This window comes from Sporomusa termitida, assembly GCF_007641255.1.
GTDB classification, from domain to species: Bacteria; Bacillota; Negativicutes; order Sporomusales; family Sporomusaceae; genus Sporomusa; species Sporomusa termitida.
This window is the reverse complement of sequence record NZ_CP036259.1, coordinates 3,969,792-3,994,648: the sequence shown is the minus strand read 5'-3', so window position 1 is coordinate 3,994,648 and position 24,857 is coordinate 3,969,792. Positions and strand designations below refer to the sequence as shown.

The 24,857-nt window shown below is 46.2% G+C and carries 18 protein-coding genes and 1 CRISPR repeat array; of the genes, 11 read left to right on the top strand and 7 right to left on the bottom strand.

The window, feature by feature from the left end:
* Positions 1 to 45 precede the first annotated feature (45 nt).
* The 5 genes from SPTER_RS18695 to SPTER_RS18675 all read right to left on the bottom strand — a co-directional run bounded on the left by SPTER_RS18695 (position 46) and on the right by SPTER_RS18675 (position 4,784).
* Positions 46 to 279, bottom strand: coding sequence for a hypothetical protein (locus tag SPTER_RS18695; RefSeq protein ID WP_144351777.1), 234 nt, complete (start codon positions 277 to 279; stop codon positions 46 to 48).
* 215 nt (positions 280 to 494) lie between these two features.
* Positions 495 to 1,115 carry a ferritin family protein gene (locus SPTER_RS18690; protein WP_144351776.1) on the bottom strand — a complete coding sequence of 207 codons (621 nt, stop codon included), beginning with the start codon at positions 1,113 to 1,115 and terminating at the stop codon, positions 495 to 497.
* Between the two features lie 284 nt (positions 1,116 to 1,399).
* The gene (locus tag SPTER_RS18685) at positions 1,400 to 2,758 is read right to left on the bottom strand and encodes a 4Fe-4S binding protein (protein ID WP_144351775.1); all 1,359 of its coding nucleotides are present in this window, start codon (positions 2,756 to 2,758) and stop codon (positions 1,400 to 1,402) included.
* 2 nt (positions 2,759 to 2,760) lie between these two features.
* Entirely contained in the window at positions 2,761 to 3,714 is a 954-nt protein-coding gene (locus SPTER_RS18680; protein WP_144351774.1) for a DUF362 domain-containing protein, read from the bottom strand.
* 302 nt (positions 3,715 to 4,016) lie between these two features.
* Positions 4,017 to 4,784, bottom strand: a complete 768-nt coding sequence (locus tag SPTER_RS18675) for a hypothetical protein (RefSeq protein WP_144351773.1) — start codon at positions 4,782 to 4,784, stop codon at positions 4,017 to 4,019.
* A gap of 293 nt (positions 4,785 to 5,077) precedes the next feature.
* On the opposite strand from SPTER_RS18675, the gene SPTER_RS18670 reads away from it, so the two are divergent.
* The 4 genes from SPTER_RS18670 to SPTER_RS18660 all read left to right on the top strand — a co-directional run bounded on the left by SPTER_RS18670 (position 5,078) and on the right by SPTER_RS18660 (position 10,354).
* Positions 5,078 to 5,704, top strand: a complete 627-nt coding sequence (locus SPTER_RS18670) for a hypothetical protein (protein WP_144351772.1) — start codon at positions 5,078 to 5,080, stop codon at positions 5,702 to 5,704.
* 149 nt (positions 5,705 to 5,853) lie between these two features.
* Positions 5,854 to 8,103, top strand: a complete 2,250-nt coding sequence (locus SPTER_RS18665; protein WP_144351771.1) for a heavy metal translocating P-type ATPase — start codon at positions 5,854 to 5,856, stop codon at positions 8,101 to 8,103.
* The gene (locus tag SPTER_RS24865; RefSeq protein ID WP_170233324.1) at positions 8,075 to 8,242 is read left to right on the top strand and encodes a hypothetical protein; all 168 of its coding nucleotides are present in this window, start codon (positions 8,075 to 8,077) and stop codon (positions 8,240 to 8,242) included. Before SPTER_RS18665 ends, SPTER_RS24865 begins: the two co-directional genes overlap by 29 nt.
* A gap of 573 nt (positions 8,243 to 8,815) precedes the next feature.
* A complete protein-coding gene (locus SPTER_RS18660; RefSeq protein ID WP_144351770.1) occupies positions 8,816 to 10,354 on the top strand; it encodes an ATP-binding protein in 1,539 nt (512 codons plus the stop codon).
* A gap of 297 nt (positions 10,355 to 10,651) precedes the next feature.
* On the opposite strand, the gene SPTER_RS18655 is transcribed toward SPTER_RS18660, so the two are convergent.
* On the bottom strand, positions 10,652 to 11,467 hold the full coding sequence (locus tag SPTER_RS18655) for a helix-turn-helix domain-containing protein (protein WP_144351769.1): 816 nt from the start codon (positions 11,465 to 11,467) through the stop codon (positions 10,652 to 10,654).
* Positions 11,468 to 11,885: 418 nt separating this feature from the next.
* Between SPTER_RS18655 and SPTER_RS18650 the strand changes: the two genes are divergently transcribed.
* Positions 11,886 to 14,123, top strand: coding sequence for a TonB-dependent receptor (locus tag SPTER_RS18650; protein WP_144351768.1), 2,238 nt, complete (start codon positions 11,886 to 11,888; stop codon positions 14,121 to 14,123).
* A gap of 333 nt (positions 14,124 to 14,456) precedes the next feature.
* Here the strand turns inward: SPTER_RS18650 and SPTER_RS18645 are convergent, their stop codons facing one another.
* Positions 14,457 to 15,707, bottom strand: a complete 1,251-nt coding sequence (locus tag SPTER_RS18645; RefSeq protein ID WP_144351767.1) for an NAD(P)/FAD-dependent oxidoreductase — start codon at positions 15,705 to 15,707, stop codon at positions 14,457 to 14,459.
* Positions 15,708 to 16,133: 426 nt separating this feature from the next.
* Here SPTER_RS18645 and SPTER_RS18640 point away from each other — a divergent pair, with 426 nt between their 5' ends.
* The 6 genes from SPTER_RS18640 (at position 16,134) to cas5b (ending at position 24,856) form a co-directional block, all read left to right on the top strand.
* A complete protein-coding gene (locus SPTER_RS18640) occupies positions 16,134 to 16,685 on the top strand; it encodes a hypothetical protein (protein WP_144351766.1) in 552 nt (183 codons plus the stop codon).
* A 480-nt stretch (positions 16,686 to 17,165) separates the two neighbouring features.
* A CRISPR array of direct repeats spans positions 17,166 to 18,299; the repeat unit is 29 nt; unit sequence CTTTGACCGTAACATGGATGTATTGAAAC.
* A gap of 245 nt (positions 18,300 to 18,544) precedes the next feature.
* Positions 18,545 to 19,774, top strand: a complete 1,230-nt coding sequence (locus SPTER_RS18635) for an ATP-binding protein (RefSeq protein ID WP_144351765.1) — start codon at positions 18,545 to 18,547, stop codon at positions 19,772 to 19,774.
* Between the two features lie 759 nt (positions 19,775 to 20,533).
* Positions 20,534 to 21,238: a CRISPR-associated endoribonuclease Cas6 gene (locus SPTER_RS18630; RefSeq protein WP_144351764.1), complete on the top strand. Its 705-nt coding sequence runs from the start codon at positions 20,534 to 20,536 to the stop codon at positions 21,236 to 21,238.
* Positions 21,239 to 21,259: 21 nt separating this feature from the next.
* A complete protein-coding gene (locus tag SPTER_RS18625; protein ID WP_144351763.1) occupies positions 21,260 to 23,104 on the top strand; it encodes a hypothetical protein in 1,845 nt (614 codons plus the stop codon).
* Positions 23,076 to 24,056 carry a type I CRISPR-associated protein Cas7 gene (locus SPTER_RS18620; protein ID WP_246105357.1) on the top strand — a complete coding sequence of 327 codons (981 nt, stop codon included), beginning with the start codon at positions 23,076 to 23,078 and terminating at the stop codon, positions 24,054 to 24,056. The genes SPTER_RS18625 and SPTER_RS18620 overlap by 29 nt, the downstream gene beginning before the upstream one ends.
* Before the next feature lie 2 nt (positions 24,057 to 24,058).
* Positions 24,059 to 24,856 (top strand): type I-B CRISPR-associated protein Cas5b, encoded by a 798-nt coding sequence (gene cas5b, locus SPTER_RS18615; protein ID WP_144351761.1) that lies wholly within the window; start codon positions 24,059 to 24,061, stop codon positions 24,854 to 24,856.
* The last annotated feature ends 1 nt before the right edge of the window (position 24,857 follow it).

The window sequence follows — 24,857 nt, the reverse complement described above, 5'->3', positions numbered from 1 at the left end:
TTGGCTCCTTGCTGTTAATTTCAAGTGGGAGGGACTAGACACGGCTTAAAAAAGTTTTAAACGCGTCCAGGAGATACCCGCAAGCAAGTTATCTTTCGATTCTTTACTTTTCTTTTTGATATAGCCGAAAAACTGCCCCAAAAATTCTTCCCAGATTTTCATCACTTCTGTTTTCGTCTGGGGTGAGTGGCGCCTTAGCTCGACACTCATGTCAATGGCTTCATTCAGTTCCCTGCTGGCATTTACGATTTTCTGTTGCAATAATTCAATAGTTGCCACTTGCTCCTCCTGACACACTCAGTAAGAAAATAGCATCAGCCTGTACTTAGTGTCTTGACCATGTTATATGTTAGTTTTAGGGCGAGACAAAATGGTAAAGGGCAAGGAAGCACCGACGACGCATACTGGCAGGGGTCTGCTAGGAGGGGCTGACGCCGCCATTTGCCATTTTGGCCGTCATCAAACTAAAAAGATAATGTGGTCAAGACACTAGTTTACGGCTCAGCCGGTCCTTCTTCAGCCACTGGTTCAAGCGAGTCTTTAAAGCGCTCAAATTGTGCTTCGCTGACCAAGTCTTCAATATCCTCACGGACACCACTAAATACCCCTTGCGCCTGTTCGGTCAACCCGACTATGCCTTGGACCGCTTTTACGGCCAAAGGTCGTAGTTTTTCTCTTACACTTGGCAGCAGGACTGCGCCGACAACTGCAGCTCCTAACCAGAAGGTCAGGTCCTGGCCTGTATGCATTTTGACCTCATGGTTAAAACGGCGCTGGGTCCGTGTCAGGCCATTCAGCTCAGGGCTTTGCTCCACTAAATCGGTAAGATCAGCCAAGTGGAGTAACTCCTTCCGCTCTTTACGGATCATTTGCTGTAACGACCTGCGGGCATATGGGTCAGTGATCGTGCTTAATCGCTGTTCGTAAGTCCGTATCGCAGCCAGCTTAGCCTCAAATACCTGTTCTAATCCGGTGACCGTTTCTTCGTTGCTGGTTTCCAGGGCCCGTTCGCGCATGCGCTGCCTGCGGCTGTACCTTGGCTCAGATCTTACTTCGCGTTTGCCTGCTGGCCGTGGTTCACACCCGTCTGCCGGTGATGACTCTATGTTAGGCATTATATCCCTCCTTTGTCGCTTTTATGTATATTGTCCTAGACAAGAATATTCTTTCCATAGTTAACCATAGTATTCATATTTTTCAAGTGATATTAAAATAAGTGGTAATTATTGCAAAATAGTTTTTTTGAAGCGCAGCTAACCAGCTATGCGTAGGCATTATCTAACCTGACAGTACCGGTTTGTTGAATAAAATGGTACACAGCCATTGTCAGGCTGTGTACCATTTTTATAGCGAATTACTTAGGCCACTGCTGCTAAGGAAACTCAACGGAAAAAGCCAGCTATTGGGGAAGCACGCGAATGGCGGCTTCTCCAGCCACCGGACAAGCGTTTTCACAGGAGCCGCAGCCCGCACATTTATCCAATAGAATGGTTGGCCGATGGTATTCATCGCCTGTGATTGCCAGGACCGGGCATTGTTCACCACAAATGAAGCATAATTTATTCTCCTCCCAGGCTATACAACGAGACTTATCCAGAATTGCCCTGCCCATCCGGACTTTGTCCAGAGGCACCTGAACAATCGCTCCGGTTGGACATACCTCCTGGCACGACAGGCATAAATCACAGCGGCTTTGACGTGGGATAATATAAGGTGTTGCAAAATTTGTCAGGCCGTCTGTAATTGGCATTGGCTGTAGTGCTTTACCGGGACAGACCTGAATACACCGCCCGCAACGGTTGCAAACCGCGGTAAAGTCCGGGGCCGGGAGAGACCCGGGCGGACGTAATACTGGTTCTGCTGCTCCAACCGTTTTTTCCCAAAAAGCCGCCGCCAAAGCAACGGCGCCAGCAGCTTTTAAAAACTGCCGTCGTGACCCTTGCCGCTTTGCCGCTGCCCCACCGTCCGCAGGAACAAGACGACTGTCCTTACCACTTGGCCAACGGTGTTGCCAGCTAATTGCCTTGGCAGGGCAAACCCGGTGGCAGTCCCCGCAGGCTAAACAGCCTGCTTGCGCAACCGCCGTATCCACCGATGCGGCGCCGACTGAGCAGGCGCTCGCACATTGCTCGCAATACACACAGTTTCCGGCAATCCGGTAGCCGAACAGCCGCAGCCGGGCTGCCAATGACAGCAGTACGCCGGTTGGGCATAGCACACTGCACCAGAGGCGGGAAAAGAGCAGGGTACCGGCCATAATCCCAATGAGCAGCCACGGCATATACCCCTGCAACACCCTTGCCAGCTCATGGCTAAACAGCGCAAACGGGGTTAAAAAAATAACCCAGTTTGATCCTAGAGCAAAGACAATCAGTAAGACAAGCAGCCAGTAATACCGTATTGGCTGGACGGTGCGCAATATTTGTACTCTGACCGGCGACATATTTTTAAAGGCTGCTTTGCCGATTTTATCTGTCCACATTAACATGGCACCTAACGGGCACAACCAGCCGCAAAACACCCGCCCCCACAGCAACGTTGCCGTCACAGTCAGCAGCGGCAACCACACCCAGGCGGGCACCGCCTGCTGCCAGCGGAGTTGGCTCAGCAACAGCCAGGGATCAAGCCGGGAAGCCCATTGGAGTAACCAATTTTCCCGGCCGGGAGGATACGATAAGCTGGCAAGCAGCATTACAAACGCAACAACCGAGATCAATTGCAGCATATATCGCCAGGAAGATCCCTGCTTAGATCGCACGCCTACACCTTCACAACCGTAAGCTTTTGCAGCTCCAGCTCGCCTGCACCCAATTGCGCGGCCAGCGGCACATAGCCGATTTCCGCCGGTTTAAGACCAAACAACGTCGCTCCGTAAGCATCAACGGCAACAGGATCGACACCAAAAACCACTTGGTTCCATGCGCGAATGGGTCCCGGCCCGACAGGGCCATTACCGGTAATGCCCTTTGTAGCGTCTAAAATGGTAAGGTGCGGTCTGCGAAAAGCTGCCAGTTCAGCAATTCCCTGAAGAAGATCTGTCCGGTGAAAATAGCCGCGGTCCCATACCAGCCCCATCATATTCTTCAGCCCCAGAGTCAGCTTGGTCGCGTTGTGATGCTTCAGTATGGGAAAGTTAATAAATACGTCCGCCTCTAGCACATCCTTAGAAAACAACACATCTTTCAGAATTTTGCCGCCCATATCAACCTGCGTGTAGAAGTTTGGCGCATTGATGGCAAATGCCCTGCCCCCGGCAGCTTCTACTGCCGCCTTTATACCGCTGTTGACAAGACATACCGGCGGGCTGCTAAAGGGATAATCAATTACTTTGACCGTCTTGGCCCCTGCTGCCAAACATTGTTTTACCACAGCGGCAACTAAAAGCGGATTGGTCGTTGCTGCTTCCTCCGGTTTTCTGGGTACACTGAAATTCGGCTTAATCACCACGGTAGCTCCGCTGCGGACTAATGCGGCAATGCCGCCAAGAGCCTTAAACCCTTTTTCGATGAGCGAGTTGGGGTCAGTGCCCTCCGCGACAATAAGTTTGCCGCGATCATACACGCCGGCCGCCGGAGCTGCTGTTTGCTTGTTGTCCGTAGCACCACGCTTTTCTTCCGGATCGGCACTTTTTCCGGAAAACCGCAGGCCGCAGCCTGCCAAGCCTAACGATAGTAACCCGTAGCCAAGCCCGCTGATAAACTGACGTCTTTCCACTGTCCAGCACTCCCTTTAATCATTCATTTCCGATCTGCCAGGGATACCCTGCTCTGGCCTGCCAATAGAAAAGGTTTCTTGCAGAGGATTTCTTCTTCCTGTCAACATATACCTTCTTGCTGAAAAACCTCGACCTGATTCTCTTGGCGCTCATGCTGCCGGAGATGGATGGCAGGGAAGCGGGAAGAAGAAGGTGTGACTCCGAATAGATCTTTAGCCTATTCGGAGTCACACCTTTGCATTTTAGTGAATTAAAATAACAGCTTTATTTTATCTGAAAATTGTGAAAGCCACCTCGATTCCTATTGAGACGGCTTTTTTACGAGATATAAATGCCGGGGCGGCATTTGCCTGTGCGCATCATGGAAGGAATAAATCAGAGTGGCAGTCTTGCTTAGATAGTGGTGGCGAAGCTGATGGTAGAAGCTTTCGATACTTCCCGCCAGGCAGCTCTCAATCTCAGCCAGGCATCTTTTTTCATGGTTAACAGGGTGACAATCTGTTGCCGCAAGCAATGCAGTGCTTACGTTAAGTTTGTTTATAAGCTTTTTTATGATCCAGTGAGGCTGAAGCTGAGCAAGGCTTTGATCATAAATGGCTTCTGCAACCAGGGCGATGCCCTTGGTAATCGCTACCGTACTCTTATATTGCTCGATAAGCCCGGTGGAGGATAAAAAAGACACAGGATCTTGGCAACTCCCTTTTAACACAGTTGAACAATGCTCGACAGGCAGCAGCAAGGCAGTACTTAGGTGCCGGCTAATCTGTAGATGGAGCCTTTGCAACTCATCACGGCTCACTATTCTACGATAAAAGGATTCCGAATTGAAGGGTTCGGCCCCGGAAATTACATCATTGATAAACGGTCGAAGGTTAGTGCGGGCTACTGCTAAGGAATTACTCAATAACTGATTGACAAACTGACTGCAAGTCAATACTGTATTAACGGCTGGCCATTCTTTTTTCCGCTCTTTGGCTGCTGCGGCCAGCAGCTTTACCTTATGGCGGTTAATGAAAATTTTTTCACCGAAAAACAGGGTCTTCTGAAATCTATGATAGCGAAAATGCACTTTTTTAGCTGAGGAATAGAAGTCGTGTCTCTGAGATTGTAGGCGGGCCAGGCTCATTGATCTCACCGACTTTCATGAACTATTCTATTATTAGTATAGCGTGCTTGACCAATTTCTTGGTTAAAACAATATTAACTTTTTGTTATTTTTAGCAGCTACGGTACCGACGGGAATTAAATTCTTAATTAAAAATTTTTTGGCGCTGCACACATATTGACTAGGTAGGCCAGTATATACTATAATAAGATTAGATGATAATGATTATCGCTATCTTTAAAGGAGGCTTCTACTCTATGTCAGCATGTGTACAGCCAATAGATTCGCTATTAGCAGAATGCAAAAGAGATATACGGTGGGAGTTCCATCAAATATATTTGCGGATTCGGCCAGAAGAGGTTCAGCGGTTAGCGGAAGGTCTGCTTCACAAGACCCCGCCGGAGTGGCCCCGCGCATTGTATGAGCTGCAAAAAGGCAAGCTGCATAGCCGGTTGTTAAAGCATCTGAATTTTCATCTCCGGCGGCAGGGTTTTCCAGCCGAAACAGAGTTGGTTTTCAGAGGCCCTTTTCCCTCATTCTCACTCAGACCTTTGCAGGCTGTGATTGAGGAACACCGTACCACATTACGTATGGCAGGATGTATTGAATTTTTGGGCAATAAGATCTGGGATCACGCCCTAAAGCCAGTCCGGAAAAGGTTGATGCCTGTTCATGTTCATGTTGCAACCTGGGCCTTGGATGCTTGCGGCTGCTCGGCTAAACAGCAGTGGTCAGTTGTTCTGGCTGATCTTACGCAGCGGATCAGGGGCAGCATTATTAATTTTCTGTTTGCCTGTGAGGCTTTACTTATTGAGCAGGTTCAGGAACAGCTATTATTGTACAAGACAAATTTGCCTTTGCCTATTTCAGAAGCCGCCGTATAAACAACAGCATCTTCCATATAATACTCTAGCGGGCATTGGTTTCGCTAGGCACAATAATCCCAGTGTCTGGGATTATTTTTATTTTTGTTTTTAATATAAGACAATAGCGATTTTTACGTTTATCCTATGACCTCAAAGGAGGAACAGAATTGTCTACAGGACCCCTACATATTGTCCACAAATTACCGGGACGCATTCGCCTGTATTGCCCGCAGCTTAGATGTAATCCTGGTTTTGGCTTACAGATTGAAGCATTTCTACAGCAGCAACCAGGGATTAAAGAATACAGGGCTAACCCAAAATCAGGCAGGATATTAATCCTATATGACCGAACCAGGCTGTCTGAGCAGATGGTATGTCTTTTACTCCGGCAATACGATTATGCGGGGACAAGTCCCCCAAAAGCTGATTTAGACAAAAAAAATAGCGAAAAGAGCAAGCCCTTTGAGTTGGAAGATATGGCCATTCCTACTCAAATTGGCCTGGTTGCTCTTGGCGGCGTTACCCTGCTATACTACGTAGTTAAGTATTTCTGCCGCTATAGTCCTATCTCTATTGGTATGGAAAGGATAGCAAGTCTGATCACCCTGATTACAGCTTTACCCATACTGCGTAGTGGCTTGGAAAGTATTATATTACAAAGAAAACTAAACAATGAAATTTTGATCGGTGCAGCAACGCTCCTGTCGTTATTATTACGGGAAGGCGCCACCGGGTTAGTTGTTGTCTGGTTGGTTAACCTGAGTACCTTAATAGAAACATTAACACTGGACAGATCACGCCGTACGATTCGCACAATGCTGGAAGGTGATCAGAAAAGTGCCTGGATTGTTGTGAATGGGCAGGAGCTATCAATTCCAATAACCCAGTTACAGCAAGCTGATACGGTATCGGTAAAACTAGGCAGTAAAATTCCGGTGGATGGGACCGTAGTTGAAGGCGCAGCCGTTGTCAATCAGGCTGCTCTAACAGGCGAGCCGATACCGGTGTATAAACACCCGGGTGATCAAGTGCTGGCAGGCTCTACCATTGAGCAAGGCACTCTCTATATACGGGCGGAAAGAGTAGGCGATCAAACCTCTGTAGCCCGTATTATTCACCTTGTTGAGCAGGCAACCCATTCCAAAGCACCCATTCAGAGGCTGGCTGACCAATACTCTGCCCGGATCATTCCCGCCTCCTTCCTCCTGGCCTTTATTGTATTTTTATTGACGAGAGATATACGGCGCACCATGACAATCCTGATTGTTGCCTGTCCCTGTGCGGCCGGATTAGCAACCCCGACAGCTCTCAGTGCGGCCATCGGCAATGCCGCCGGCAGGGGTATCCTTGTTAAAGGCGGCCGTTATCTTGAGGAAGCAGGCAAGGTCGATTTTCTTTTATTTGATAAAACAGGCACATTAACGGAGGGAAAACCTGCGGTAGTCGAAGTAATCCCCGTTCATCAGAAATATGATACGGCTGCTATTTTAACGCTCGCCGCTGCCGCTGAGGCTAATGCCAATCACCCGTTGGCCAATGCCATTAAAGAGGCTGCTGAGAAACAGGGAATAACCCTCCCGGTAATTCCCAACAGTGAAATGACTGTGGGGGGTGGGGTTAGGGCCATGATCAATGGCAAGGCGATCCATGTTGGCAACTCCCGGTACTTAACTGAGATGGGGGTTAAGCTGTCGCCGCGCATTCCGGCGTTAATCCGCGATTTCGCAGAAAGTTCAACACTGGTATATGTCGGCAGCGGGACTCAGGTGGTAGGGGTTATTGTCATCCAGGATGCGGTACGGCCCAATGCTGTCAAGGCTATTTGCGATCTTAGAGCAGAGGGGATTATCAATATCGGGATTGTCAGTGGCGATACGGAGGCCGTTGTCCAGGCAACTGCAAATCAACTGGGGGTAGAGACAGTCTGGTCTACTATGCTTCCCCAGGATAAATTCGAATTAGTAAAGTCTTTAAAAGCTAGAGGACATGTGGTGGGGATGGTTGGTGACGGGATTAACGACTCCCCTTCCCTGGCCCTGGCCGATGTTGGGGTAGCTATGGGGGTAGGGGGAGCCGATGCGGCCATTGAAACAGCCGGAATTGTGCTGCGTGAAGACAATCCTGAGAAGATTGTGGAAGTAATCCGCCTGGGGAAACAGTCCTTGATCGTGATCAGACAGAACTTCCTGTTTGCCATTGGGGCCAATATCCTTGGCTTAGGACTGGGATCAGCCAAATTGATCTCGCCTTTTCTGGCAGCGATTTTGCATAATGCCAGTACTCTGGCGGTGGTGCTTAATTCCACACGGCTGCTTTCCTATGCCCCTGCTCAATTGAGCAAGCCGCGAACGCTAAGTCCTGCTGCATGTGATCAATACACCCTTGCCTATGACCCGGAATTGCCTGAGCCAGATTAGTAAAATTCTTATCGGTGTATTTTACCGGGCCACACGCAGGGCGTTTGAAAACTCGCTGCCGCCATTGGCCGGTACCACGCTGGTTGGGCAGCCGCTGGCTACTGTTGAGGTGTCTTTATTGATGGATGAGCTGGCCTAAGGGAGCCTTGTTGCAGCAAGCGAAAAGGGACTGTGTTCTTACACAGCCCCTTTTGTATTATAGGTGCACCTAACCCCTTAGATTTAAAGATTTATCAGGGCAGCAGCACCGTATAGTAGCCTGATTGTAAAATTATACTAGTAATTACTCATTTAGTAAGAAAATAAATTGCGTGATTTTTAATTTTCTTATATGATAAGAATATCATTTATTTTATGCGGTATCCTTAAGCTGTCTATTGTTGCGATCATTATGAACTGGAGGGGATATTACCCAGGAAGCAGTTCAATAGCAGCTCCGGATGAAAACAGGAAACACTTAGCGGTTATGCGCCAATTGATGTTACCCAATAGCCAGGTTGGGGGAGGTGAATCATGAACGCCAATGCTGAACAAACGTGTACTGGTGGGACTCAGTATAGAGCCTAATTAGGAGGTTCCAAAACGGCCGGGATAACCAATAAGGCGTGCGAAGTTGAACAGGCAGTCGCAGAGCCGGCAAATCATATATATGTCTTATACGAACACTATTTTTGCCAGTTAGATTCATAGTTACCGAAGAGTGAGGACTAAAATGATTCGCAAATATCGTTCAGTGAATGCTCTATTAAAGGAGAATAAACAACTGCGTCAGCAGCTTGCGGAAGCTCGTCGTATCCTTGACGCTATTAAGCCTGGCGACATTGACGCCTTGCTGGTTGCGGAGGCTGCGGGCGGCCAGGATTATATCCTAAAGGGTGCAAATCACATTTATCGCGTTTTAGTGGAGGAAATGCAGGAAGGCTGCGCAACAATTGCCGCCAACGGGACAATCCTGTTCTGCAATAAAAACTTTGCCGATATCGTCAAAACCCCGTTTGAAAAAGTCATAGGGTTGTCCATATATAACTTTTTAAAGCCAAAGGACAGGGAGGCCTTTGCTTTTTTTATATCAACCCGCACAGGCCGTTTTTATACAGAGTGCAGCTTTGAAATCAACGATAAATTCTGTGCCTCAGTGATTCTATCTGCAAGCAATATTGCCATTGGCGGGGATACTCTTACCTGCCTGGTCATTACCGACCTGACAGAACAAAGGCGCAGCGAGCGTTTTACCCAAATGATATTTAATCAGGCTAAAGAACCGATTATCGCCTGTGACAAAAACGGACAGATTATTCAGGCCAATCCTGCCGCTGTGGCCATGGTGGGCGGTCAGTTGGTTGGGCATGACTTTGATAGAGTAATCCCCTTGTTTCGTGAAGATAATGGCGTAAGGATCGGCTTGAACCAGGCTGCTGATTCCAGTTTGTCCTGTGGTATCGAAGTCAAATATGAGAGGCAGGACGGCAAAGCCTTCAACTTACTTATTAATGCCGGTCAATTCAATGCGAATGAAGCGGATGATAACCTCATCGGCTATGTTGTCACCTTAACCGATATAACTGATCAATGCCTGCTTGTCCATGAAATGACCCGCCTGGACCGCCTTAATCTGGTCGGGGAAATGGCGGCCGGCATTGGCCACGAGGTCCGGAACCCGATGACAACTGTGCGCGGTTATTTACAGCTGTTCCAGCGTAAAGAAAAGTATGCCGATGATCATGAACAGCTAATGGTCATGATTGAGGAGCTGGACAGGGCAAATTTAATTATTACCGAATTCTTATCCCTGGCCAAAAATAAGCGGATTGAACCCAAACCAGGCAATTTAAACGGGACCATTCACGCATTATTTCCTTTGTTACAAGCCGATGCTTTTCGTTTTGGCCATGAGATTGAGGCTGATATCGGCGATATCCCCCCCACCTGCTATGATGATAAAGAGATAAGGCAGCTTATCTTGAATTTAGTGCGTAATGCCATGGAGGCCATGGATTCCCGCGGGTCAGTAACGATTAGGACCTATGCCGATAATCAGGCGATAACACTAGCTGTCCAGGACACCGGACCTGGTATTCCGGAAAATATTTTGCCCAAAATCGGCACACCTTTCCTGACTACCAAAGAGGGGGGAACCGGTCTGGGATTATCGGTTTGCTACCGTATCGCTGAAAGTCATGGGGCAAGGATTGAGGTTGAAACCTCTTCACGGGGAACAACATTTTTTGTTCGGTTTAAGGTTGTAGAATAACCCCTTAGTTATAGCAGGGACGGAGAAATCCACCTGGGACTCACCGCTTTATTCAGTTTGGGACGGGTAGGCGCTCGTCCCATTTACATTATACCGTGTTTTTTGGTCAGCCTGGTAAGCGCAGTGAAGGCTTGCGCAGCTGAGACAATGGTCTAATGACACCGCAACACTGGTGTATTGAAATGGCTGCGATACAATGTAAGCGATCCTCGCAAAACTGCGATAACATAATTCCAGGGTTAGTTGTTGAAACAAAATCCCTGTCCCCGTGTTTTTAAAATAATTTTTAATTGCAAATCAAATTTTTATTTTTTTAAATGCCTGCAGCGTACTGGGAGACAAGCCCATTCGCTTCTTGAATAACAGGCTGAAATAATAAGGATCGGAATAACCCACGTACTCGGCAATTTTCGCGACAGAGAAGGTTGTGGTGCAGAGCAGTTCTTTCGCCCGCCGCATTCGGTACTCAATCAGAAATTTATTCGGACTCATACCCGTATGCTTTTGAAACAAATAGGCAAACTGTTTGCTGGTCAGGTCATATTGCCTGGCTAATTCCGGTATGGTGAGCGGTTCCATATGGTAATTCTTCATATATTCAGCGGCTTCTGCCACCAGTTCGCGGCTGTCGTTACAATTGACGAAAGTTAGAATTTCATCCAAAATGATGAAAAACAGGGATTTAATTTTCAGCGCCGGCAGATTACCCGGTGTTTTGCAGATATGGTACATCCGGTGCAGCGTGTCGTTTATCCGGGGATTATAGCCCGGGCTGAGTTCATAATGCGACAATGCATAGGGAAACGTCCCCCGGGTATTGCCGTGCACCTGGTAATGTACGACCATATAATCCCAATTTGACTGTCCCAGAACCTCTTTATCCAAGGGCATACTCGGCCCGCCGTGGAATACTTTGCCAGGCTCCATGTCATAGGGAACGCCGTCAAAAGACATTCTTGACCGGCCGCGCAGCGGAAAAATCATCCCTGGAAATGGTGAAGTCGTTATGCCGAAAAGTTTACTTCCAGGTTCGATAACCGCTCGTCTTATATCAACTATGCTAAAGTTTATTTTGGCAAAATAGCCGGATAGATCGTTGATATCCACCTTCATTTTTCGTATCCTCCTAAGCGGCAACAAGTCTGTAAAGACCGCTATTGTTTATAATGCTCCCCTGCCAAGCGTTCTGAAACTTCCTGCATGCCTCAGCGGGGGATAAGAACGCTAAAATCTCTGGCTAAGGTCGACTAACTTTCTGCCGGGGTAGAAATTCCGCCTGAAGGGTAGTTTTTTTATAAAAATCAAATGATAATAATTATCACTATCATTCTATCACTATTACCAGTAATTATCAAATTTATTTATCGCTAATTTTGAAAAATATCAAGGATCATTGGAAAAACCTCTATTTGCCTGTGCTTTGCAGTTTGTTATACTGATAAAAACAAATTAATGATAATTATTATCAATACACCACCTTTCTGGCTGAAATTAAGAAAAATTACAACTTATTATACGAGGAGTTGACAACATGAAGAACAATTTGTCCCTTGCCAGAAAACGGCTGCTTTACGCCCTGATCGGCAGCAGCCTGTTCTGGCACACGCCGGCAATTGCGTCTGCCGAGGATACGGCGGGAGCAGTTACCGCTACCGGCCAGACCGATCCCCAAGCGGCCTCTGCCGCGGAAACAACCGCCGGCAAGCGGGAATTCACCCTGGAAATGATTGAAGTGACCGCCATGCGCAGCCGCGATCTGCCGTCGGTCTATGCCGGCGGTCAGGTGGCTAGAGGAGCGCGGCTTGGATTGCTGGGCAACGTTGACATCATGAATGCTCCCTTCAGCATTACAAGTTATACGGCGCAAATGATTGAAAATCGGCAAGCCCGCACTATTTCCGAGGTTTTGTCCAATGATGCGTCGGTGCGTGATGCAACTTCCAACGGCCACACAATAGAAAATTTCAGAATTCGCGGTTTTACCGTTAATTCCTACGATTTGGGCTTTGACGGCATGTTTGGCCTGGCGCCTATAAGCCATGTGCCGACAGAATTCCTTGAACGGGTGGAATTGCTAAGAGGGCCGAGCGCCTTACTCTATGGTATGCCGCCCAACGGCTCCCTGGGCGGAACGATCAATCTTGTTCCCAAGCGCGCTGCGGAGGAGCCGCTGACCCGTTTCACAATGGATTATACATCGGACTCTCAGCTCGGCGCCCATCTGGATATCGGCCGCCGCTTCGGCCAAAACAACGAGTGGGGGATACGGGTCAACGGCGTCTACCGGGATGGCGATACCGACATCTCCGGGCAGTCAAAGAAACGCGAACTGGGCGCGGTGGGCCTGGACTACCGCGGAGAACGCTGGCGCGCTTCGCTTGATGCCTATTACAGCAAAGAAAATTCCAGCGGCGGAACGTTGGCGGATTACTATTTCAACACGGACATCACTTCCGTTCCCTCAGCCCCCGATCCTAGCACAAACTTATTTGCCGGAACCTGGGGCTGGATAGAAAACAAGGGCGTGGCGGCGCGCGGCGAATATGACATTAATGACAAGCTGACTGCCTATGCCGGTCTGGGAACAGCAAATTACGATTTTTCCGGCTATATGATGTCGACGCATGCAAAAGGCATAGACGCGCTGGGGAATTATAGCGCCGTCACCACCTATACTACCGGCTACACCGACATCGTATCGGCCGAGGCGGGGCTGCGCGGCCGTTTCCAAACAGGGGCGGTCAGCCACCAGGTCGTTTTAAGCGCGACTTCGCTTAGCCTTGAAAGAGGGCAGGTTTTCAAGGAAGGCGCCGCATATCCTTCCAATATCTATAATCCGGCCACTCTCGTTTTTGCCGCTGATCCGGGTTCGCCGTCCAAAGTCGCGGAGTCTGATCTCACTGGTGTGGCGCTGACTGACACCTTATCCTTCAGCCAGGATAAATACCGGCTCACGCTGGGGGTCCGCAATCAACGGGTGAACACCAAAAACTTCAACAGCAGCACCGGCGCGATAACTGCCCGTTACGACAAAAGCGCCGTCACCCCGGCAATTGCCCTTGTCGTCAAACCGTGGGCCGCGCCGGTGTCTTTATATGCAAACTATATCGAAGGGCTAAGTTCAGGCAGCACCGTTACCGATACGACTGCCAGCAATTATGGTCACGTCTTTGCCCCCTTCAAAACGAAACAGATTGAGACAGGGGTAAAATGGGACGCAGGCGATTATGCCCATACCCTGAGCTTGTTCCAAATTACCAGACCAAGCGTCATCGCGGACCGCAGCACCAGTGTCACAACTTATAAACAGGACGGAGAGCAGCGTAACCGCGGCGTCGAGTGGAACGTATTCGGCCAAATCAACCGAGATTGGCGCATTCTGGGCGGCGTGAGCTTCCTCCGCGGTGTGACAACGCATACTGCCAACGGCACCTATGACGGCAACACAGCTTTTGGCACACCAAAATGGCAAAGTAATCTGGGCTTCGAATGGGATGCGCCCAATGTTTCCGGCCTGACGTTGTCCACCCGCGCCGTTTATACCGGCCCGCAATATAGTAATTCCGCCAATACAATGCAAATTCCAAGCTGGATCCGCTATGACGTCGGCGCCAGATATGTGACTAAAGTCAACGGCCAACCGGTCGCTTTCCGGTTTACTGTAGAAAACGTGCTTGATAAAAATTATTGGTCAGGCTGCTTCTCTGACGGCTATCTCACGCTTGGCAGCGGCCGTACCTTCAAACTGTCGACGACCATTGATCTTTAACGGAGTATGTCGCCGTATAACCACTTTAGCCCTTAAACGCCCTGACGGCTGTCGCAACGGGCCTGTGTGGGGGAACTGATTCTCGCTGTCTTTTCTGCCTGTTTTTGAGTTAAAGCAAAAAAGATAAATCCCAAAAAGAACCGAGTACGAGAAAAAACGTACCCGGTTCTTTTTTATGAAATTACATTACCTTGATAGGGCGATTTTTTCATAGGCGAAGGCGGACAGGGATGATGTTTTAAGTTTTTGGGGGACCCTGCTTATTCCATCGTTTTAAGAAAGATGAAGCACTCGTCAAGCTTTAGTGGCGTTGGCACAATTCGTAAAGAAACTCTATTGACGGGTAATAATGCGGACAAGCCTGTCGTAGAACATATACTCCCAGACCCATTTCATAAATACAACAAAGCGATTGCGGAAGTCAATCAAGCGTAAAATATGGACAAGCGACCAGATTAGCCAAGCGGCAACCCCTTTTAATTTAAGATGTCCCATGTGAACAACGGCCGCATTCCGGCCAATTGTTGCCATGCTGCCTACGTCCTTGTACGTAAATTTTTCCAAGGGCTTTTCTGCCATAAGCTGTTTAATGTTTTTAGCTGCAACATCTGCCTGTTGGATTGCCACCGGTGCAATCATTGGTAAAGGCCGCCCGGCATACTCGTAATGGGCAGCATCACCGATAACAAAAACATCCGGGTGAGCAGGCAATTGTAAAAACTCATTTACAACCGCCCGGCGTGCCTGATCCTGCTCAATATGCAAGGTATCCAGAAGAGGCGCCGCCTTTATCCCGGCTGCCCAGATGACTGTACGGGTGGGGATTACTTCACCACCCTTGAGCGATAAGCGCTCACCATCATAATCAGTGACCTGCACGCAAAGACGGACTTCAACATGCTTGCGAATTAGTGTTTCCACAGTGGTTTCCTGTAATTCCGCCGGCATTGCTGCCAATACTTTATCTGAAGCCTCAACTAATACAATGCGAACTTCTTTAAAGTTAAGGGTATGGTACTCTCTGGCCATGACTAAATAGATTAATTCTGATAAGGCACCGGCAGATTCGACACCGGTTGGCCCGCCCCCGACAATGATAAAGGTTAAGCGTGCCCGGCGCTTGTCCCGGTCTTGTTCATAGGCCGCCAATTCAAATTGATGAAGAATGTGGTTGCGGATTGTTACTGACTCATCCAGGTTTTTCATGCCAAAACTATTCTTTTCCACAGCTTTGAGCCCGAAATAATTGGTAACGCCGCCTGTAGCTATTATCAGATAGTCATAAGCTACCGCCGCGGTAGCAAGTATCACTGATTTTCGCTCAAAATCAATAGTGTTTACCTCGCCCATCCGGAAATGAACATTTTTTTGCTGCTTTATCATAGCCCGCACCGGATAGGCAATATCATCAATGGATAAGGTGGCTGTTGATACCTGATACAGCAACGGCTGAAACAAATGATAATTATGCTTGTCGATTAAGGTTATCCGGACATCGGCTTTGCTTAAAGCCCGAACGGCCCGGATGCCGCCAAAACCGGCCCCGATGATGACAATATGTTTTGTTTTTGGTTGTTCCTGCATAACAATATCTCCCCTCACTTAATAGTAACTGTTGCAGATAGTCCGGCTAATGGTAGTAGGTGCTATTTCGTTAATTAATTATAATTGGGGATAATTTAACAGCATTATTCGCTCTATTCTACTATAAGCTGGATAAAGACAAATAAATAATATTTATTATATATGATATGATAGTTTCTAACAATCGTTGGGCATGGGGTCAGTTGGGCATGGGGTCAGGCTTGCGTTATGGCAAAAATTGACTTATATTTACGCTGTTATTTATGGAAGGTATTGCCCGCGCATGTTGTCTAAGGCATTAGCTGCACGTATAATAAAAAAAGGCTCTCTGTACGAGAGACCAAAAGGAAAGTGGACAAAAATTAAAATCACAAGGTCAATGCTGGCGTTTGGGGAAAGCGATACGAAAAAGAAGGTAATAATGCATTGAATAAAAAGAAAAGCACTAAGATTAAAATTGCCGTAGCGGTTATAGTCTGCACGGTTATTGCTCTGGTTTTGATATTTAATTCTGCGTTCGGTTCTATGTTCAGTTTTATCGGTAATCAGTACAGGAATTGGGAGATAGGCCGGCTGGCGACTACAGATTTATCTAATATTACCGTTGACACAATAAGAATTGGTTCCAACCTTGAGGATGTTGACTTAGCGGCATATCAGGCAAGTAATCGCTTTCGTAATAGCGGTGGCGACCATGCCTACTATTTTGATGAACTGATATTGGATGTCGATGATAATAAGGTAAGCTACATTTTTGCTTTTGACGAAGATGTGCTGTTAAACATAAATGGAAATAAAGATATATCCACAATAGAGGAAATAAGCGGCTTATTAGGTGAAAACTATTTGGCAAAAACAGAAGACCGCGAACAACGCTTAATCAAGCATATTTATTATGATAAAGAAATCCGGGTCGTAGCTGAGATTGTTTATAGCGATTATGATGGTGAATTTGTTTGGATTGCTTTATGGAGGTAAGCTAGCTGGCTATTTAACAGACGGTACATTGTGCCTAAATGAATGGTATATAACCAAGCGGCGGTTTGCCAACAATTTATTAAAATATGATTGACAGTCAGTAAATTAAATAAAATAAGTCAATTATATGAAATAAGTTAAGCCTGACCCCAATGCACCCATAATTAAACTTGAAGTGAACTTCAAAAAGTCATTGATAAAAAAGTAGATTTTGTAGCTCTTTTAAAATGACCGTCGATTTGTATTTGATGAAGAAGTTATTGGCGTTCGTCTCCATAATCAAGAAGCAATGCTACTGTAATAATTTTCCCAACCGGCCTAATCTCTAGGCAAGGCTTGCGTCCAAGAGCTATAAGGGATGAAGCGCAATTTGAAGCAATTGATTAAATGTTGCTCTCCGGTTGGGAAAATATTGCTAAACCCTTGTAAACATTGTATTGTATAGCTATAGGTGTTTTGACAAAGCTTGATTTTACTAGTCTTTGACCGTAACATGGATGTATTGAAACTCTCTATTTGGATCAGCGCCAATATGTCAGGGCCAACTTTGACCGTAACATGGATGTATTGAAACGAGCGATTTGGCGGTTGTCCGGGAATGGGTGGTATGCTTTGACCGTAACATGGATGTATTGAAACTAGCAGCCTCAACCACAATGGATATAACCATCGTTCGACTTTGACCGTAACATGGATGTATTGAAACAATCAATATTTCTACTGAGGGGATACTGATTAATGGCTTTGACCGTAACATGGATGTATTGAAACGGCTGAATTGGGATAGAGAGCCGTTTGTCATCCTTCTTTGACCGTAACATGGATGTATTGAAACCTCCGCACGCAAGCCTATCCGGAATGGGAAATAGAGCTTTGACCGTAACATGGATGTATTGAAACAGGAAGTTGCCAGAACATTCGGCATCGGCGAACAAACTTTGACCGTAACATGGATGTATTGAAACTATGGCGACTTCGGCAGTGGTCTACATGAAAAACATCTTTGACCGTAACATGGATGTATTGAAACAACATTAAAATATCCATTAAAAATGGCGTGTTAACTTCTTTGACCGTAACATGGATGTATTGAAACAAGGCATGGGAGTGATTATATGTTAATCGAAGTAGGCCTTTGACCGTAACATGGATGTATTGAAACTGTTTAAACTCCGGTCAATGGATGGGTTAAAATTCCTTTGACCGTAACATGGATGTATTGAAACCAGTGTTCGCCGTACATTTTCATCACCTGCCGATATCTTTGACCGTAACATGGATGTATTGAAACGCAATAAAATCATCTCTCAAGGGGCAGCCGACTGTTCTTTGACCGTAACATGGATGTATTGAAACTGCGGAAAGGAGTGAATGAATTACGGGATACCACGTCTTTGACCGTAACATGGATGTATTGAAACTTAAAAATGGCAAAAGTATAGGGCCACTCAGTTGTCTTTGACCGTAACATGGATGTATTGAAACCGGAGATATCGATATATAACCTAACGGCAGAAACAGCTTTGACCGTAACATGGATGTATTGAAACATTGTTGATCCGTGGGGCAATGCTTATGTTTATAACTTTGACCGTAACATGGATGTATTGAAACTAGATATCTCCCGGATTATGTACTTCCAAATGGCCTCTTTGACCGTAATGGATGTATTGAAACTGCTTTACAGAAGGTACAGTTTGCAAATCTTCGAACAAAACCGGCAAATGAGAAGCCGGTTTTATTTTTTTGTCTAGCCACTTTCTTGTTATGCGCTTACCAATAGCCGAAAATTCATTGACCACGAGACGTGTTTCGGCTATAATGTAATAAACTTTATTTTTAGACGATGAGGTGATTTCATGAATTATATACATAGAGCAATGGAGGATACGTTTCTCCACCTTAGTAAGGAGTTTCCCGCACTGCTACTTACCGGTCCAAGGCAGGTTGGCAAGACAACCATGCTGCAAAAACTAGCTGCGGAGGAAAACATAGGACGGGAGTATGTGACACTGGATGATTTGACGGAGCGCCAAATGGCGAAGAATGACCCGAAGATGTTCCTGCAAATCCACAAGCCGCCGGTGTATATCGATGAGGTACAGTATGCACCGGAGCTGTTTACCTATATCAAAATACACGTTGACCAGAACCGACGGGCCGGTGACTTTTGGTTGACTGGTTCGCAGGTATTCAAATTGATGGAGGGGATACAGGAGTCGCTGGCCGGGCGCGTCTGCCTGCTGCATATGGCTCCCCTGTCACAGGCGGAGATCTATGGTGCTGCCACTGCACCTTTTGTGCTGGCTTTGGAGCAGCTGTCACAGCGAATAAAGGAGCGCACCCCGATTGATACGCCTGCACTTTATGAGCGTATTTTCAGAGGCGGCATGCCTGCCCTCATCAGCGGGCAGCATAGCGACTATCGAGCAGTTTATTCCAGCTACATCAGTACCTATATAGACCGGGATGTAAAAGAGCTTTCCGGTGCCATTGATTCGCTCAAGTTTATGGATTTCATCACGGCCGCCGCAGCCCTGTGCGGACAGATGCTCAACTACAAGACCATTGCTGACGCTGCCGGGATTGACCAGATTACCGCCAAAAACTGGCTGGGGATTTTAGAGAGACTGGGCATTGTATTCTATCTTCACCCGTATTCCAGCAATATGCTTAAACGCATGGTAACCAAGCCAAAGCTCTATTTCTATGACTGCGGGTTGGTGGCCTACCTGACCAAATGGAGTGACAGTGATACCCTGATGAACGGTGCCATGAGTGGTGCGATTCTTGAGAATTTTGCGGTATCTGAGATTGTCAAAAGCTATCAGAACTGCGGCTGGGAGGCCTTTATTTATTACTATCGGGATAAGGACACTAAGGAGATTGATCTTCTACTAGAGGACAGCGGCAAGCTATACCCCATGGAAATCAAGAAAACCGCCACGCCGCAAAGCCAGCTCACTCGTGTGTTTGGGGTGATTGACAAGGCTACTTTGGAGCGCGGAATAGGAGCTGTGCTTTGTACTACTGATCGACTGTCGGCGTTTGACAGCCAAAATTTGATTGTGCCTATTTGGGGGATATAAGTTGAAGTATTGCGGTATTTACTCTCACAATCAAGACGTTGTACCCCAATTTTTAGGGGTACTATAAAATGTATAACCCTGTTCTAAAAACAGCGTAGACGAAGCGTGGGGACGTTCTTTTTGCTTCCCAGTATTTACTCACCAGAATGCTGCGAATGTGCGCCGTCTTGAAATTACTTTTACATCTCACATAAATAGGGTATAATAGACAAAGATTAATATAGCAAAATGCCCCTGGTGCTAACAGGCGCGCTTTGCCTTTGAAATAGGGAGGCTACCTGAGCCAAATTGTGAGTGCTAATGGTTTAAGTAACATTATCGTTATGGCGATAATTAACCAGGCAATCACTCGTGGAGAAATCCACACGGTATTCACCTCCTTATTCAGTTTGGGATGAGTGTGCGCTCATCCCATTTACACTATACCGTGGTTTTGATAAGATTGGTATAAGCGCAGTGAGGCTGGAGCAGTTTCAGATATGCGTATTAATGAACCGTAACATGGATGTATTGAAACTTATAAGTAGGTTTGGATAAGGTAATATTGTTGCTATTAACCGTAACACGTAGTGTATTGTTTTAAATGTTAATTTAAAAACTCCTGTGTGGCGAACTTTCGCTATATAGGAGTTTTTTTATAATAAGAAAAAGAAAAATCAGAAAATTGTATTGCTAAATTATGGTATATTTGCTATTATAATAATATAATTTTAAAAACCTAAATATAATGAAATTAAATTTAGATAAGGAGGAGAGAATTTGCTTTTCGAATTAAAGCTAACAGTACTGCTGAAAAAATCAACACATCATTTACAGATGCAGGAACCGATTGGGAACTGGATTAGTCAGGCCCAGCTAACCGATCCTCTTTTCAAACAAACCCATTATGACAAAATCTATAAGCATTTTGTATTTAGCAACCTTTATCCCACAGAAAAAGACGGGATCTACCAGCAAGGGCGGATATACGTCCTGACGATTCGCAGTTCAATTGAAGACACCTTAAACCGTATTCATCAGTGCCTGAAAAAATGCCGGGAAAGCGACTATTTTCAACTTGTTGCCTGTGAACAGCGAACAAGACGGCTAGGGCACATTACGGAACTGCTTACGATTACACCGGCGATTGTGACAATTGAGAATCAAAAGCCCTGGACACCGGAAGACAATATTGAATTATTGATCCAGCGGCTTGAGGCTAATGCGGAAAAGAAATTTAAATCACTTTATCCTGACACCCTGGTACAAGCGGGGCAGACCTTTATTCAAGGCATTACCATTGAGAACCGCAAGCCACTGGCGACTGCTTACAAAGGTCGCAAATTGTTGGGCAATAAGCTGCATCTGCTTATTCATGAGGATGAATATGCGCAAAAATTAGCCAACGTAGTTATGGGTTCCGGGTTAGCAGAGAAGGGATCGATTCTTGGCGCAGGCTTCTGTCTAGCGAAATACCTCAAATGAAGCAAAAGGAGGTGAATTTTTTTGATCAGAGATTTGGCGGTGGGCTTTCAAAAAGCGCAGGAGAAGTTTCCCGCGATCATTCAGGATAACTATAAGCTAAAAGAGGGTGTTTATATCCGGTTGAAGCTGAAGCAGGACTGGGAAAGTCAGTCAGCCGCATTCGAGAAAAATCATGTAACCATTGTCCGTAAAGAGGAAGAACCGCAAAATATTGAACTGCTCAATTGGTTTAAATGCCGGGATTATTTATCTTCCTTAGTGGACATGAATAAGCCGGTTGATCCCAAGAAGCAAGTACATAGCAATAATCCCTTTGCTCTTTTTATGAAAAAGGAGGTTTTTCTGGGAGAAAAACAGGGCGGTAAATATACTGCAGAAGAAAATATAAATCGTTACTTACTAGCCGCCGGCCGCGACCCGGTGCGTCAAAAATGGTTGGAAATGATACCGAAAAACAAAAATGACAAAGATAATCGTCAATTCTTTCAGGCTTCTGAATATGCAGTCATGCTGACTTATCTGGAGAGTTCTGAACGGCTGCAGTTAATCGAAGAAATTACGAAGTGGTATTACTCCAATCTTGCAGCACTAACGGAATATATCGGACAACTTTCTTTTAAAAATTATGTGAAACTGTTTTTTACTTTCGATTCATCGGCCCCAACCCTTGCTTGTGAGCGAATGTATGCCTTTGAATATGTACTGTATACCATCCCCAAGATTTTTAACAGCAACGACTATAACCAATTGGTAGCTGGAGAACTTGTCGGGCTGCCAAACATTGATATGACAATGAACAGTAAAAAGCCCTTTCTGGAGCACAAAACAATGGGCAGCCAGGCCCCTGAACGGGTTACCCTGCAGCAGGCAACGCTGGCCAAGCAGACTACCGAATGGCTGGCAGCGGCTAAGCCCCCCTATGCCACCAATAAAATCGGCTATGAGTCAGGGTTTATTCCGCCAACCGGTTATGTACCACCGGAAGGTACCTTTCATGTCTATATGGATGGAAAGTATAATGAACTCTACGGTTTTGAGAATGTTCCTTTTCCGCCAACGACAACGGTACAAGTAGAGTGGCTTAATATTTTGCAGCTAAAAGATCCTGCTGGTGATGAAAAATATTACGGAACCATTCAAGATGCGGAAGCCTTGCAAAAAACGATTAGCAGTAGATTCTTTCGTGGCCGCATGAATAATTCGTTTATATTCAACGAGCCGGATGTAAAGGCCGGGGAGTTTACCGCTCTTATGGCCGCTTTGTATTTGCAAAGCAGACAGGCGTTTCATGATTGGTTTTATAAGGGGACAACTATTTCATTACAGGGGATTTTTGCCAAAGTGACGTTGCGGTTGCTGGTCGAGCAATTGGTCCATGTGGAAACATCACGTATGGCAGAGCTTGGCGATGCTTTCAATCTGCGTTTATCTATCCAAATGGCAATCGATGATAAGGGAGGAAAAGTAATGGCAGACCGCATTAAAGGCACAATGGAGGCGTTGCGTAACAAGCTGGTAAGTGAGGAGCTTGCTGTATGCGCAAATGATGAAGAGTTTTATTTTATGGCCGGCCAATTGGCTCACTATTTAATTAGTCAGTCCAGGGCGCAAAAAATAACCGGCGAGATGTATGAGCCTTTCTTGCGGGCAAAAAATGGGCACCAGTTGAAGAAACGCCTGGAAGAAGCGTATATGCTTTATAAGCATGAGATTTTTTCCGGTTATCACCGGTTCAATCAGGCCTTTTCCCTAGTGCTGGGTTATGTGCCGGAAACCGATAATCAAGGCAGTGCCCGGGAACTGTTATTGGCAGGGATTTTTGCATATAATTTGTTGTTTGAAAAAACAGTTAAGGGAGTGGAATGAGATGATAAAAATGAAGCAGCGCGTTATTGGCTTAATCGGTATTGTCAGCAGAATGGCCAATTGGAATGCTGATTTTACGGGATTACCGAAGACAACGAGTGACGGAAATATTTTCGGCAGCGATAAAGCCTTGAAATATAGTATAAAGCGTTTGTGGGAATTAAACGGAGAAAAGGTGCTGTATATTCGTTCCTACAAATTAGGGAAGGGCAAAGAAGGCGAAAAACTGCAGCCCCGGGATTTGCAGGAGCGATATCAGCAATTATTTGGTGAAAGTGTGGCCAAGGATTCGACGATTGTATTGAAACGATTATTCGCATGCGTTGACGTTATGAATTTCGGCGCTACGTTTGCGGTGGAAGGACAGAATATTGGCTTAACCGGTGCCGTGCAAATTGGACAAGGTTTTAATAAGTATGAGGAGACCAATGTGGAAGTACAGGATATCTTATCACCCTTTCGCAACTCCAATGAGAAGAGTCTGGACAAGGATGCCACTTCGATTGGCAAAAAAATCATGGTCGATGAAGCGCATTATATTTATCCTTTTACAGTAAGTCCGAACCATTATGAAAGTTATATTGGGTTGCCAGGGTTAGATGAATTTCAGGGCTATACCCAGGAGGCTTACGCCGCCTTCAAAGAGGGCGCTTTGCTGGGGGCCACTGCCCTGCAGACAAACAGTAAGTCCGGCAGCGAAAATGCTTTTAGCCTGTTTATTGTATTAAAGGAGAATGCGCTAGCCTATCTGCCTAATCTGGACCCTTACGTTACGGTATGTAAAAAAGAGGATAAAACAATGTATGATCTGTCGGCAATCGCCCCGATAGTGGCAGGCATTCAGGAGCAGGTTGAGCAAATTGAACTCTACATCAATCCTTATGCAGCAGAAGTTCTTTTAGAGCTTGACGGCCTCAAGCGTTACAATATTATTACGAGGGCGGCGCTGTAACCATGCGGGCACTTCGGTTTGAATTAAAAGGCGAAACGGCATTTTTTAAGAAACCAGACGTCAATAGTTATGCCTATTTTACGTATAGCCATATCCATAAAATAGCCTTGTTCGGGCTGCTGGGGGCAATACTCGGTCATGGTGGCTATATGCAGCAGTATGATGCTAATTATCCGTTAACTACTAATCGCAAACAGGCAAAAGAAGTTCAAGTGTTTCCCGAATTTTACGAAGTATTTCAGCAGGCCAGGATCAGTATCGTACCTCATGGCGATCGCGGCTATTTTGCTAAAAAGCTTCAGATCTTCAATAATACGGTCGGTTATGCCAGTCAGGAAGAAGGCAAAGTCTTAAATGTGCGGGAACAATGGCTGGAAAAACCGCATTGGACAATTTATGTAGCCGATGATGCTGGGCTGGCAGCCGGTATTTTTAAGAAGCTGGCCGAATCCTTACTGCAGTCGCAAAGTGTATATATGCCGTATCTGGGAAAAAACGATCATCCGGCAGCGATAACAGAGCCGGCGCTGGTGGAGCTTAGTCAGGCCGGACAGGTGAAGTTTATTGACTCACTGCACCGCAGTGATGCTCTTGCTTATAAAGTGAGGGGAGAAATAAAGCCTGGTCAAGGCAAAAGCTTTTTCAAAGAACTTATGCCAGTTGCCCTAAATGCAGAAAACAACGGGTATGTTTTCCATTCCCTGGTAGTAACCAATCATGAGATTGATCAAGCTTCCATTAGTGAAGACGATTATCGTAATTTGTATTGTGACGGGGAGCGTGTGTTATATTTTATATAAC